The organism is Marinobacter sp., from assembly GCF_046484525.1.
In the GTDB taxonomy this organism is placed as follows: domain Bacteria; phylum Pseudomonadota; class Gammaproteobacteria; order Pseudomonadales; family Oleiphilaceae; genus Marinobacter.
The window spans coordinates 1-11309 of the sequence record NZ_JAWOIS010000044.1; the positions used below are offsets into that span (position 1 = coordinate 1).

The following is an 11309-nucleotide window of genomic DNA, read 5'->3' on the forward strand; positions in this document are numbered from 1 at the left end:
GTGGTTCCAAATCGAGTCAGCGCAACGCAGCTATCAAGGCTCTCAGTGGCTCCCGAAGGGCGCGGCGCTGGGGCCCCTGACCGGTGTTGCCAGCACTTGATGTGGAACCACCACACCTGCGCACTGGCGCCTTGGCCAGGGTCCCCAGCGCCACGCAGTAGGTCAGCGAATTAACCAGACGGGACACTAGCGCATGGCCTCAATTTTGTTCAATACCAGGAATGCCGTTCAGGGCAGACTTCGTCGATAACCTGAACGGAGACCCTTTCCAATGAGCCTTTCACTGATTCTGCCCATGTCCGCCTTTGCCCTGGCTGCATCCATATCACCGGGGCCAGTTAACCTGGTATGCCTCAGCAGCGGAACCCGTTACCCCGTTTCGCGGGGGCTGATCTTCGTAAGCGGTGCCACCCTCGGTTTTATCGCACTGTTCATCTCCGTTGGGCTGGGACTTTATTCCCTCCTGACCCTGGTGCCGGCCTTTGGGGCATTTCTGAGGTGGGCGGGTGTGGCATTTCTGCTCTATCTGAGTGTCAAACTGGCCCTCGATAGCGGCCACTTGCCCGAGAATGCGGCAGAAAAGGCGCCCGGCTTCGGGACGGGGGCGCTGATGCAGTGGCTCAATCCCAAGGCCTGGTTGGCCTCGGCTTCCGGCATCGGCGCCTATACCAGCGCTAATGACTGGCCCCAAGTGCTGTTGTTCGCCTCGGTGTACCTGCCGATTTGCTGGCTCTCCCTGGCGTGCTGGGTCTATGCGGGAGCCTTTCTCCGGCAACAGGTTCAGCGGCCCGTGGTGTTGGCAACTGTAAACCGGGTGCTGGCTTTACTGCTCGCGGCGAGCTGCCTGTACCTTGTGATCGGCTGAAGCGCGCCGGTACTGGTTTGGCGTTGCTGCCATCAGCCGTTTAAAGGCACGCTGGAAATGCGGTTGGTCGGCGAAGCCCGCGTTCAGGGCTGCCTCGGCAATGGCGGAACCGTTCTTGAGCTCATGGCGCCCCAGTTGCACGCGACGGTTCACCAGATAGGCGTGGGGCGTGAGTCCGAAATGTTGTTTGAAGGCCCGGATGAGATGGCCTGGGCTGAACCCGAACAGTTCGCAAAGGGTGTCCAGCGAGACATCATCTGCTGCGTGGTCGTCCAGATAGCGGGCCAGGTCAGCGAGAATCTCTGGAGTCTTTGGTGCTGTTGTTACGGGTTGGCTCGCCAGTTCATGCATCAGGTCTGACAGAAATTCCACAAGCTTCGATTGCTTCTCAAGCAAATCATGCGCCGGTTCCAGCAGGCATTTGGCCAACTGGTAGTAGCGTTCAAACCATGCGGGATCAGATATCATGGCCGTGGAGATGTCCTGCCACTGCGGTTCCGGCAGCAGTCCCGCCCGGAACCGCAGGTCTGTCAGCCACGTCGTATCCACATATAACATCAGATACGCCCAGGGCTGATTGTCGATGGGATTGCAGGTATGGACCCAACCGGGGTTCATCAGCACAAGATCCCCGGCCTGGACACGGTAATGATCATCCCGGTACTGAAACGTACTCTCGCCCCCGGTTATGGCGCCAATCGACCACTGGGTGTGAGTGTGCGGGGCATAGCAAACCTCGCGACCGTCGGCGACCTTGCGCAGCTCCACATGGGGCAGGCGGGCGTCTCGCCAGAAGATGGGCTTGCTTTTACTGGTGGCTGTTTTCATCTGAATTGGTGCTCGCAGTCAGCAAGAACACCGGATAGCTCCGATCTTCTTTTTCGATGGCGCTGGCGGATACTACCTCAACTCCGGAGAAGCCTGCCTTTTCAGCAGCACGGGCAATGTCGTCCCGCTCAAAACCGAAATGGAATACGCCGGTGTCTTCACTATGGAAGGTGCCATCTTCCTTGTCCAGATCCGAAATGGCGATAAAACCACCCGGCTTCAGCAGCTCCCGGAAGCGCCGGAACATGGCATCAATATTCCTGACGTGATGCATGGTCATGGAGGAAATGATGCCATCGAAGCGCTCATCGATTGACTGCTTTTCCAGATCAATCTCCTTGATCTCCAGTTCGCAGTTCAGTGAAGCCCGCTTTTCGGAGAGCTGGCGGTTCATGGAAGGGGAAATATCCACTGCCGTGATTTTTTTCACGTGAGGGGCAATCCGCTCCAGCAACAGCCCGGTTCCGGATCCAAAATCCATCAGGTGCATGGAGGGCTCGATATGCGCCTTCTCCAGGATGGTGTTGGCGATGTTGGTGACGTTATCGACGCGGTCGCGATTCTGCTCGTAGGTGTCTGCCTTTTGGGCGAAGTAGTCTTTGCTCATGGCGTTGCCGTGTTTGGTTAAGGAAACTCACCTGATTATGCGGTGTTCGTGACCGAGTTCAAGATGAAGTAACATTATTATAAAAAGTTGTATGAGGGTGTCTATGTATTCGAGAAAGCCGGCTCCTCCAATAATGCGAAGAGGCCGGCTCACTATAGCTGTGAAGAACTTTGGTCGTGCTCAGGGTATTTTTTGAACGCCGTCGATCGAGAGGCTCACCAACTCGGAGTCGATGATTGCGCCGCTCTCCGTCACTTCGGCGGAGCGGAGGAATATTCCGTCTCCTCGCCTGAACCAGGTCACTGACTCCCAGGTTACAGCCTGGATTGAGTCATGCATCGTTTCGTAGAACTTGCAGGCCTCAAAAGTACCTGCGGGCATGATTATTGTTTCTTTTCCCAGGAATTGAATAGATGAATCGATCTGTTGCTGTAGTTCGACTTCACGTTCGTCGTTGGAGAAGTAGTTCGACACGGTTTGAGAGTAGGTCTCGCCAACCGAAAGGCCGTAGGGGTAATTGAAAGTCGGCTCAAACCAGCTCGTGTAGTCTGCTCCCGTTGCGTCGACTTCTGTTGTGCCGTGGGTGCGCTCGAGCATGACAGAGCTATCTACGGAAATATACGTTGTAGACGAGGAATCAACTTCACCGGATGTCAGCTCCTCAACAAAAATTGCTTGAGTCTCTTCTCCGCGAAACTCTGTTGGGCCCAGAATTTCCTGTCTGAATTGCTGAACTACCAGGGGATCCCCAGAAACGGTGTTGTAAAGCTGCTGCTGGAACTCGATGACGGTACCCGGTGGCCTTACTTGCGGAGTGTAGCAGGCCTGATCAGTGGAACCACCGCCTCCGCTGTCATCACCCGCGTCATCGTCACTGCCCTTGTTACTGCCGTTACCACGACCATTACCATTACCATTACCATTACCAATGCCATCGCCGCTTCCGTCGTCACTGCCGTCGTCACTGCCGTCGTCACTGCCGTCGTCACTGCCATCATTACTACCATCGTCACCGCTGCCATCACCGCTGCCATCACCGCTGCCATCACCGCTGCCATCACCGCTGCCATCACCGCTGCCATCACCGCTGCCGTCACCGCTGCCATCACCGCTGCCGTCACCGCTGCCGTCACCGTTGCCGTCACCGTTGCCATCACCGCTGCCGTCACCGCTGCCGCCGTCATCGGTGCCTGGAGGTTGGGGAGCCGACGGGATTGCGGTGAGGTTGCCATTGGAGATCAGGTCAACGAACTCCCCGTAACTCGCAACATTCGGTAAATTTCTGACAGCCTCAAAAAAGACATCGAGCAACTTGTCGATCGTGTCGTTTACCTGGAAAGTCGAGTGGAAAGGATCGAAATTAGCCGGGACACTGTAGCCTGCCTGTGTAAGGGCTTGAAGAAACTCGTTTTTGGCTTGATCCAGGTTGTTGGTCACTGAGGCGTAGTCGTCCTGCTGGAACCAGATTTCCGGTGTCCTCGAAGTTGCAAGGGCAATGATCAGATCTGTGAATGGGGTTACGTTGACGGTCCCCGCTGAGCCGGTATAACTGTGCAACACGTCATACTCCGCACCAGCACTCACCCTCAAGGCACAGGGTAGAGCGGTCGAATCCACTTGCCCTGTAAAACCGCCCGAGGCATTGGTCTGAACCTCTTCAATGAAACGTTTCCCGCCTTCGCATCGGGCATCGACCGGGGCATTAGCAATCGGCGCGCCCACGGCCGCTCGCCCGGACAAAACCACCAGTTGGTCCGCGACGACTTCGCGCCCACTCGGATCATTGGATGATATTCCGTCGCACCCGCTTATTATTATTGCCAGAGCCGGGATGCAAACTCCCTTCGCTACCCAGGTCATGACCAAACCCCCTGTCAGCCGCCGACACACCTGCCAAAAGGTGTTTGGAAGCAAGATGAACGCCACGGGCCAAGATGTTCATTGAAAACAGACATCGGCAGCGATGGGCGATTGTGCTTGGCGGACGAAGTGTAAAATACGTCGACGGATGCTACAGCTCTGGCGAGAACCGGTGCTGCCTGGGGCAGCATCGGGGGTAAGTTAAAGCCATTATTCCGGGACCTTATCCAGCCGGATGCGGGAGTCAGGCGACCTTGTCCTCGGAGCGGGCCTGATCGGGGAGCCAGCCTCCGGTCGCCAGCGCCCCGGCTATAGCCCGGTAGCCCTTTTCACTCGGATGATAGCCGTCGCTGGCCAGCAGCGAGTTGTCGGTGATAGTCGGGTAGGTCAGATAGCGGAATTCCTCCGGAGCCTGGTTCGCCAGTTCCTGATACAGGCGGTCCAACTGCCTCGCCCGCCAACCCATGATATGCCTGAGCGGCGAGGGCAGTGCCGTGAACAGGTGCATCGGAGGTACGCTCAGCAGGTATACTGGTGCCGGGTACTGCAGAGCGAGCAGGTCGCGAAGGGCCATCAGCTGCTGGCGGAACCGGAACCTCGGGGTGAATCCGGTGGTGTCGTTAACGCCCATGCTGAGTAAAACCACATCGGCTTCCGGCAGATCAGCATCTTTCAGCTTGTTATTGAGCTCGCCCAAACGGATGCCGTTCACTCCGAAGGTGTGCCAGGCGATGGTCTGTCCGGAGCGTTCGTGCAGCTGCAACGCCAGCTGGCTTGCGAGGCCCTGATCATGGGTAGATACACCGACGCCTGCCGCCGTGGATTCGCCGATAACCAGGACCCGAAACGCCGGCGCCCCCTCGCCGTACTGGCCGCCGGGGGAGCCCTGGGCTTCCGGGAGCCGTGGCGTTTCCCGCCGGGCACGCTTGCCCTGGTACAGCAAGACCGGGAACAGCAAGGCGGTGGTCAGCCAGAAGGGAAGGTGCATGGGTAAACCTCAATCAAGTATCAAGCGCCTTCTCAACGGCCTGAGCGGCGTGGATTTCCGTGGTGTCATAGAGGGCAACCGGCGTGTCTGCTTGCTGGATCAGCAGCCCGATCTCGGTGCAGCCGAGGATGACCGCCTCCGCGCCCCGTTCTGCCAGGGAAGCGACGATCTCCAGGTAAGCCTGCTTTGACGCCTGGTTGATTGTACCCTGGCACAGCTCCTCATAGATGACCCGGTGAATCAATTCCCGCTCAGACTCGTTCGGAACGATGACTCGTATCCCGGATTGTTCCAGACGCACCCGGTAAAAGTCCTGCTCCATTGTAAATCGCGTACCCAGCAGTCCCACACTGGAAACACCATCCCGCTTCAGGGCCGTGGCCGTTGCATCGGCAATATGAAGCAGGGGAATCCCAATGGCCTTTTCAATCTCCGGTGCCACCTTGTGCATGGTGTTGGTGCCAATCACCAGAAAATCCGCACCGGCCTCTTCAAGCGTGCGAGCGGCCCCGGACAGAATGTTTGCAGTCTCTGCCCAGTTGCCCTGGTGCTGGAGCGCTTCGATCTCGGCAAAATCTACGCTGTAGAGAATCAGCTTTGCAGAATGCAGCCCGCCCAGGCGTGCTTTCACGCCCTCATTGAGCAGCCGATAGTAAGTCTGGCTCGATTCCCAGCTCATTCCGCCGAGCAGACCAATGGTTTTCATATTAAGGCACCTGTACCTTTCATCGATTTTCCTTCTTCACCCGAGTTGGCGCGGGCAAACCGGACCTGCTCCTGATCGGTTCCTTGGTTCGGGTCCAACACCGTCCGATTCAGCACCGGTCACCTCTCGGTGGCGGTTGCGCCTATCGCCTCGAAAATGCTGTCCAGTTCCTCTGCAACTGCTTTGAGATCAGCGCCACCGCTCTCAAAATAGGGAGCAAACACATGACTTGGCGATTTCCATGAGAGTGTTGCCGTGCCATCCTTCTCCTCAGTGACATAAAAACGGATGGGTGCCTCGATCATTGCCGGTACGCTGGCGCGAACGGCGCGGACAGCAAAATCATTCCGGAACACACCAAGCACCCGGTTGCCGGGAATGTCTTCACCGCGCTGGGCCGCAGTTTCGGTGGGGCCGACATCCGTTACCACCCCCATACCGTGTTCACTGACGGCCTGGCGCAAAGAACTGAGTAACTGCGGATAGGTTTTTTCTGTCTGAATGACACGCCAGCCTTCACGCGGTGTGACAGAGTCGGAGGTTGCAGAAGCCGGCAATGATACAAGGAGCATCAGCACCAGCGAGATTGGTAGTCGAATCATGATTATGCTCCTTTGTGGACACCTTGAATAAGACCCAGATAACAGGCGTGGGCCGAATGCCGCTATATGTTAATCAGACCCTTTTTAGCCCTTCTTAACCAGACTTATCAGATATAACAAAATGACAGCGCCAATGGTGGCCATGATTATTGAGCCCAGCAACCCGCCTGTTGTTATGCCGAGCAAACCGAATAAAAAGCCACCCAATACTGCGCCGACAATTCCAACAACAATATTGCCCAGGATGCCAAAGCCTCTGCCCTTCACAATGTTGCCGGCAAGCCAGCCGACAAGTGCGCCAATGGCCAAAAATATTACTAAGCTAATGATATCCATGTTGCCTCCAGTGCGAATCCTTGGCGAAAAGGTATATTCCAACAACAGAACTCATAGCACCGGTAGTGGCGAAAGTCATTGTTGGATCTGAATCACCGCCCGCATTCTTGCTTGAATTCTACGGCCACCATTTCACGATCACCGGCCTTGCAGTCAGCCCGTGGATGATGATCGAGAGTACGATGACAACCAGCGTAATGTGGATGAACTCTACGGCGAGGTCTTCCGGCAGGCCAAATACGATCGCGAACATCAGATAATAGATTGAGCCGATCCCGCGTACGCCAAACCAACCGACCAGCAACTGAAGCCTGAAGGGGATTCCAGAACCAAGCAGGCTCAGAAAAACGCTGACAGGCCGAATCACTACAAACAGAAACACCGCCAGGCCGATGGATCTGAAGCTCCAGGAGTCAAGAAAGAGCATCCCACCCAACAACAAAACGAGTACCAGCTCCGCCATTCGCTCCAGGGGTTCCTTGAAAAGCAGAGAGCCCTCCGACACCTGCGGGCTGAGCTGTCGCCTCTGCGTACAGGTGTGATCCGAAGATACCGATAACATGTTACCGTCATGGTCAGAGGCGTCCTTGGCTGCGAGCTTGAGTTCCGTTTGCCGAAGAGAAATCGCCGAGACAAAAACTGCCATAAACCCCCAGGCCTCAAGGAACAGACAGGTGCCATAAACCACACCGATCAATCCCAGACCAAGAAAGTCGTCCAGCAAAGGGCCTTCGCTCTCCAGGAGGCGCTGCTTCTGTACAACATGTGCCAACAACCATCCCATGGCCAGTCCAACAACCAGGGCCGACAGCGTTGACCACAAAACGTCCTTCAGCACCCAGGTACCCAGCAGTTCAGAACTTGCCGGAGAGCCGATCATGGCCAGCCCCAGCATGACAAACGGGAAGGCGCTGCCATCATTCATGCCGGCTTCACTGGTCAGGGTGAATCGCAAAGGGTCCTGATCGCCCACGTGGCGAACCTGGACCTCCGTTGCCAGCACTGGATCGGTGGGCGCCAGAATGCCGCCCAGGAGAATGGCTGCGCCCAGAGGCAGGGTAAGCACGTAGTAACCAAAAGCGGCAGTCAGGGCGACACTGATAGTCATGGAGAGAAATGCAAGTCGAATCGGCGCGCGCCATGCCCTCCATTCGAACGGGACCGGCATTTTCATGCCGGCAATAAACAGCGACACCAGAACCGCAACTTCGGCCAGCACTTCCAGCAGGTGTGCCTGTTTCAGCGGATTGAAATGAAAGGCGCCAAGCACTGACGGCCCGAGTGCAACGCCGACAGCCAGGTAGACCAGGGGCGGCGTCAGATGGAAGCGTCGAAGAAGGGATGACCGCAAACCTATCATGATCAACAGGCTTCCAATCAATACAAACCAGGTTGCGATGCTCACGGTGGTTTTCCGCTTTCGTTCGAACGGGGCAGTCGCCGCTTCAGTAAGCGGTCGACTGCGGTCCGAAAATGGCCTTTACAGGGTGGCAGTAGCCTTGTGGCTGGGGTGATGCGCACTGATGTGCCGTAAAAACTCCATCGTATCCGCCGAGGGAATCTTTGCATCTCCGGCTTTCTTTACGCTTTTGGTGCTCGTGAAGGAGACGATGTCCCCCAGGCTGACCATGCCGCAAAGCTGGTTGTACTGATTCACAACGGGAAGACGCCGCACCTCCCGTGCTTCCATCAACTGGAGCGCTTTCTGAATGCTGTCCTCTGGCTCGCAGCAATAGAGTTCTCGATGGTTGGAAATCTGCTCGCCGCGAAGTTCCCACAAGGGTTTCTGTTGTAGCGCAGCGCCCATGGAGATGTCCCGATCGGTAATGATGCCCACGGGATGCTCATCGTCATCCACCAGTGGAATGGCACCACAGTCGTTGTTCCACATCAGCATTGCGATGTCCTGCAAGGAGGTTTGTGGGGAACATCTCGCTACTTCGGTAACCATGACTTCGTTGACTTTCATTTAATTTTCCTCCGTCCTTAGGGAAGCGTTCGAATGAATGCCGTCAGCAAGACGCCCTTGAGACATCGGACTTTGCAAGCCTCATTGGGCTATCCATCCTGAAGGCAGCGCCGTTTCCATCAATGGTCCGGCGCAATCTTCAATGTGAGCTCATATTGACTGAATGTCCATGACTGATGCGCATCAAAGTGCTCGGGCTCCAGTGCACCGGAGCCCCACCCATGTTGTTGGAAATTACCCGCCACAAGAACTAATTTTATTTGCAAGGAGGGATCGGCCATGGATCAGGGTAATCTCCAGGAATCGGACAACAGCATACCGCCACACAGCGAAGGTATCCGGACTGGCCGGGAGTTGCTCGCGGCCACGAAGCCATATATTGAAAAGTCAGCCGCAACAAGCTGTTGGTACGTTGGCTCTACCTTCGGATTGATGATTGCGGCACTGACGGCCGCCGGGGTGATCCCGTGGTGGCCCCTCAGAGTGGTGTTTTCAGTATTGGGCGCTCTGCTGATGGTACGCGCCTTCATCACCTTTCACGATTACCTGCACGGTGCGATTCTCAAAGACTCCCGGAGTGCCTACTGGCTTTTTCACGCCTACGGTGCTCTGACCCTGACGCCAACACGCTCCTGGCTTGCCAGCCACAATTATCACCACGGCCATGTAGGCCAGATTTCGGCTGCCAGTGTAGGCGCTTTCCCGCTGATAACCGCCCGCATGTGGCGGGACTCAACGCGGTGGCAGCGCTTCGCCTATCGCGCACAGCGGAATCCCATGGTGGTGCTTTTGAGCTATCCCATTGTTTTCGGGTTAAACATTACGCTCATACCCCTGCTGAAGCACCCCGGCAAACACATCGACTCCCTGATAGCACTGCTCAGTCATTTCGGGTTGATTGCAGTACTTTGGATGCTGGGTGGGTTCAGTCTGGTCTTTTTTGTCGTCCTGTTGCCCATGACCCTTGCCTCGGCGATGGGGTGCTATTTGTTTTTCGCCCAGCACAGTTTCCGCCGCATGAAGATTGCGTCGTCAGAAGACTGGACCTATTTCCGCGGGGCCATGGAGTCCTCAAGTTTCATGCGGATGAATCGGGTTATGCAGTGGTTTACCGGGAATATCGGTTTCCACCATATTCACCATCTCAATGTACGAATCCCTTTCTACCGCCTTCCGGAAGTCATGGCGGCCATTCCCGAACTGCAATCACCATTAACAACGACCCTTGCACCCGGCGACATCGCAGACTGCTTCCGGTACGCCCTTTGGGATGAAGACAAGCAGCGAATGGTCTCCTATCGGGAGGCCCGGGGTTGAACGAGGCGGAAGAGTCGCCTCATCCGCAGTGCATCAGCGACTCATGATTTATGCCGGGATCCTACTTTTCAGGAAGCAGATTCCGGCTTGATGATCAGAAGGTTGGCAGGATCACCATGGTGCAGGACAACCTTCGCGTCTGAATTGCCGGCGGTAAACTCCAGAACCTGCCCGGGCCCCAGATCAATATCAACCCGGCAACCATCACCACAGAACAGGCTGATTGAAAGCTTGGCGGTATGGGTATTTTCAATGCTGGCAGACTCGCCGGCACCAATTCTTTCTCCGACATCGGGTAAGTTATTCATATGTAGTGAGCTCCCTGCGTATATGGGGACCAGACTGCAATCGCGCTTCTGGTCACTCACTTGAAAATAGTACGAGTTGGCTCACGCTGCCGCTATTACGATCAACTTTTATCCAGAGCGAGATGCTCTTCGCGATAACGGTGTTCTCCTCCGGCCGGTTCCAGGTGCCACCAAAGCAGATCGCGATGCGTTTCATGGGGGTGACGTCCTGTCATCCGGTTCCCTGTTTTATGGGGGCTGTTATCCCGTGCCCACAGCCGCCTTTCAGATTCCCCCAAGCGCAAGCTTTGCCTCAGGATGGCCAGCCTCGCTGGCTCTGCGCAGCCATTCTTTCGCATTGGCGAGATCGCGCTCGGTTCCGGTCCCATCCAGGTACATCGTCCCGACCTGGTACCAAGCAGCCACGAAAAACTCGTGATCGGAGCCGCGATCCACCCCCATCTGGGCGTATTTCTTCCATAGTCCGAAGGCTTCCCGCTGCTCTTGCTCACCGCCTTTGAGCAGCTCTTTCAGGTGCTTATGCACCGCTCTTATGCTGCCGCCATCCCGGGCGAGCCTGAACGCTTCGGCCGCAAGCTCTTCATTCTTCTCTGCCAGCCGGCCTTCCTCAAGGATAAGACCAGTGCGATAGCAGGCTTCCGGGTGTGCCTGCAGGCACGCCTGGTATATGTACTACACCCCGCGATCCTCTCGCTCCAAGCGGGCATCGTCCAGGTAAGTTTTGGCAAGCGTATAGAGAGGCTCGACAGACAGCCGGGAAGAAAGCCACGTCTGTTCCGCTTTTTCGAGCCACTCCTTTGCCTTTTCCACGTTTTTTTCAACCCCTTTTCCTGCCAGGTAGTGCTCGGCCAGGTTAACCTGGTAGGCCCCGTGCCCCTCTTCGGCACCGATACGGTATATGCGGAACTTGTCTTCGTCCGTGA

15 protein-coding genes and 1 pseudogene are annotated in these 11309 nt (G+C 56.2%); 2 read left to right on the plus strand and 14 right to left on the minus strand.

What is annotated here, in order from left to right; translation table 11 throughout:
- Positions 1-16: 16 nt before the first annotated feature.
- Complete coding sequence (locus tag R6W86_RS09775; RefSeq protein ID WP_410327663.1) at positions 17-187, minus strand: hypothetical protein; 171 nt, start codon at positions 185-187, stop codon at positions 17-19.
- 84 nt (positions 188-271) lie between these two features.
- On the opposite strand from R6W86_RS09775, the gene R6W86_RS09780 reads away from it, so the two are divergent.
- Entirely contained in the window at positions 272-865 is a 594-nt protein-coding gene (locus R6W86_RS09780) for a LysE family translocator (protein WP_410329172.1), read from the plus strand.
- Here the strand turns inward: R6W86_RS09780 and R6W86_RS09785 are convergent.
- From R6W86_RS09785 to R6W86_RS09825, 9 genes are all read right to left on the minus strand, one after another.
- Positions 824-1693 (minus strand): helix-turn-helix domain-containing protein, encoded by an 870-nt coding sequence (locus R6W86_RS09785; RefSeq protein WP_410329173.1) that lies wholly within the window; start codon positions 1691-1693, stop codon positions 824-826. The genes R6W86_RS09780 and R6W86_RS09785 overlap by 42 nt on opposite strands.
- Positions 1674-2300 (minus strand): class I SAM-dependent methyltransferase, encoded by a 627-nt coding sequence (locus tag R6W86_RS09790; protein WP_410329174.1) that lies wholly within the window; start codon positions 2298-2300, stop codon positions 1674-1676. The genes R6W86_RS09785 and R6W86_RS09790 overlap by 20 nt, the downstream gene beginning before the upstream one ends.
- Positions 2301-2480: 180 nt before the next feature.
- A complete protein-coding gene (locus tag R6W86_RS09795) occupies positions 2481-4160 on the minus strand; it encodes a hypothetical protein (protein WP_410329175.1) in 1680 nt (559 codons plus the stop codon).
- Positions 4161-4404: 244 nt separating this feature from the next.
- Positions 4405-5148 carry an SGNH/GDSL hydrolase family protein gene (locus R6W86_RS09800; RefSeq protein WP_410329176.1) on the minus strand — a complete coding sequence of 248 codons (744 nt, stop codon included), beginning with the start codon at positions 5146-5148 and terminating at the stop codon, positions 4405-4407.
- A 13-nt stretch (positions 5149-5161) separates the two neighbouring features.
- Positions 5162-5854, minus strand: a complete 693-nt coding sequence (locus R6W86_RS09805) for an aspartate/glutamate racemase family protein (RefSeq protein ID WP_410329177.1) — start codon at positions 5852-5854, stop codon at positions 5162-5164.
- Positions 5855-5973: 119 nt separating this feature from the next.
- Positions 5974-6456 (minus strand): DUF302 domain-containing protein, encoded by a 483-nt coding sequence (locus R6W86_RS09810; RefSeq protein WP_410329178.1) that lies wholly within the window; start codon positions 6454-6456, stop codon positions 5974-5976.
- 84 nt (positions 6457-6540) lie between these two features.
- Positions 6541-6792, minus strand: coding sequence for a GlsB/YeaQ/YmgE family stress response membrane protein (locus R6W86_RS09815; RefSeq protein ID WP_410329179.1), 252 nt, complete (start codon positions 6790-6792; stop codon positions 6541-6543).
- Between the two features lie 118 nt (positions 6793-6910).
- The gene (locus R6W86_RS09820; RefSeq protein WP_410329180.1) at positions 6911-8197 is read right to left on the minus strand and encodes a cation:proton antiporter; all 1287 of its coding nucleotides are present in this window, start codon (positions 8195-8197) and stop codon (positions 6911-6913) included.
- 75 nt (positions 8198-8272) lie between these two features.
- Positions 8273-8761, minus strand: a complete 489-nt coding sequence (locus tag R6W86_RS09825; RefSeq protein WP_410329181.1) for a CBS domain-containing protein — start codon at positions 8759-8761, stop codon at positions 8273-8275.
- 279 nt (positions 8762-9040) lie between these two features.
- Between R6W86_RS09825 and R6W86_RS09830 the strand changes: the two genes are divergently transcribed.
- On the plus strand, positions 9041-10078 hold the full coding sequence (locus R6W86_RS09830; protein ID WP_410329182.1) for a fatty acid desaturase family protein: 1038 nt from the start codon (positions 9041-9043) through the stop codon (positions 10076-10078).
- A gap of 68 nt (positions 10079-10146) precedes the next feature.
- On the opposite strand, the gene R6W86_RS09835 is transcribed toward R6W86_RS09830, so the two are convergent.
- From R6W86_RS09835 to R6W86_RS09850, 4 genes and pseudogenes are all read right to left on the minus strand, one after another.
- A complete protein-coding gene (locus R6W86_RS09835) occupies positions 10147-10386 on the minus strand; it encodes a hypothetical protein (protein WP_410329183.1) in 240 nt (79 codons plus the stop codon).
- Between the two features lie 52 nt (positions 10387-10438).
- Positions 10439-10582 (minus strand): hypothetical protein, encoded by a 144-nt coding sequence (locus tag R6W86_RS09840; RefSeq protein ID WP_410329184.1) that lies wholly within the window; start codon positions 10580-10582, stop codon positions 10439-10441.
- A 68-nt stretch (positions 10583-10650) separates the two neighbouring features.
- Entirely contained in the window at positions 10651-10911 is a 261-nt protein-coding gene (locus R6W86_RS09845) for a hypothetical protein (RefSeq protein ID WP_410329185.1), read from the minus strand.
- Between the two features lie 147 nt (positions 10912-11058).
- A pseudogene (locus R6W86_RS09850) lies at positions 11059-11309 on the minus strand (hypothetical protein); the annotation flags it as partial.

What these genes read in the sequence shown, in the direction of transcription:
- R6W86_RS09780 (WP_410329172.1), top strand. Translation starts at nt 272, where the DNA reads ATGAGCCTTTCACTGATTCTGCCCATGTCCGCCTTTGCCCTGGCTGCA.
- R6W86_RS09785 (WP_410329173.1), bottom strand. Translation starts at nt 1,693, where the DNA reads ATGAAAACAGCCACCAGTAAAAGCAAGCCCATCTTCTGGCGAGACGCC.
- R6W86_RS09790 (WP_410329174.1), bottom strand. Translation starts at nt 2,300, where the DNA reads ATGAGCAAAGACTACTTCGCCCAAAAGGCAGACACCTACGAGCAGAAT.
- R6W86_RS09795 (WP_410329175.1), bottom strand. Translation starts at nt 4,160, where the DNA reads ATGACCTGGGTAGCGAAGGGAGTTTGCATCCCGGCTCTGGCAATAATA.
- R6W86_RS09800 (WP_410329176.1), bottom strand. Translation starts at nt 5,148, where the DNA reads ATGCACCTTCCCTTCTGGCTGACCACCGCCTTGCTGTTCCCGGTCTTG.
- R6W86_RS09805 (WP_410329177.1), bottom strand. Translation starts at nt 5,854, where the DNA reads ATGAAAACCATTGGTCTGCTCGGCGGAATGAGCTGGGAATCGAGCCAG.
- R6W86_RS09810 (WP_410329178.1), bottom strand. Translation starts at nt 6,456, where the DNA reads ATGATTCGACTACCAATCTCGCTGGTGCTGATGCTCCTTGTATCATTG.
- R6W86_RS09815 (WP_410329179.1), bottom strand. Translation starts at nt 6,792, where the DNA reads ATGGATATCATTAGCTTAGTAATATTTTTGGCCATTGGCGCACTTGTC.
- R6W86_RS09825 (WP_410329181.1), bottom strand. Translation starts at nt 8,761, where the DNA reads ATGAAAGTCAACGAAGTCATGGTTACCGAAGTAGCGAGATGTTCCCCA.
- R6W86_RS09830 (WP_410329182.1), top strand. Translation starts at nt 9,041, where the DNA reads ATGGATCAGGGTAATCTCCAGGAATCGGACAACAGCATACCGCCACAC.
- R6W86_RS09835 (WP_410329183.1), bottom strand. Translation starts at nt 10,386, where the DNA reads ATGAATAACTTACCCGATGTCGGAGAAAGAATTGGTGCCGGCGAGTCT.
- R6W86_RS09840 (WP_410329184.1), bottom strand. Translation starts at nt 10,582, where the DNA reads ATGAAACGCATCGCGATCTGCTTTGGTGGCACCTGGAACCGGCCGGAG.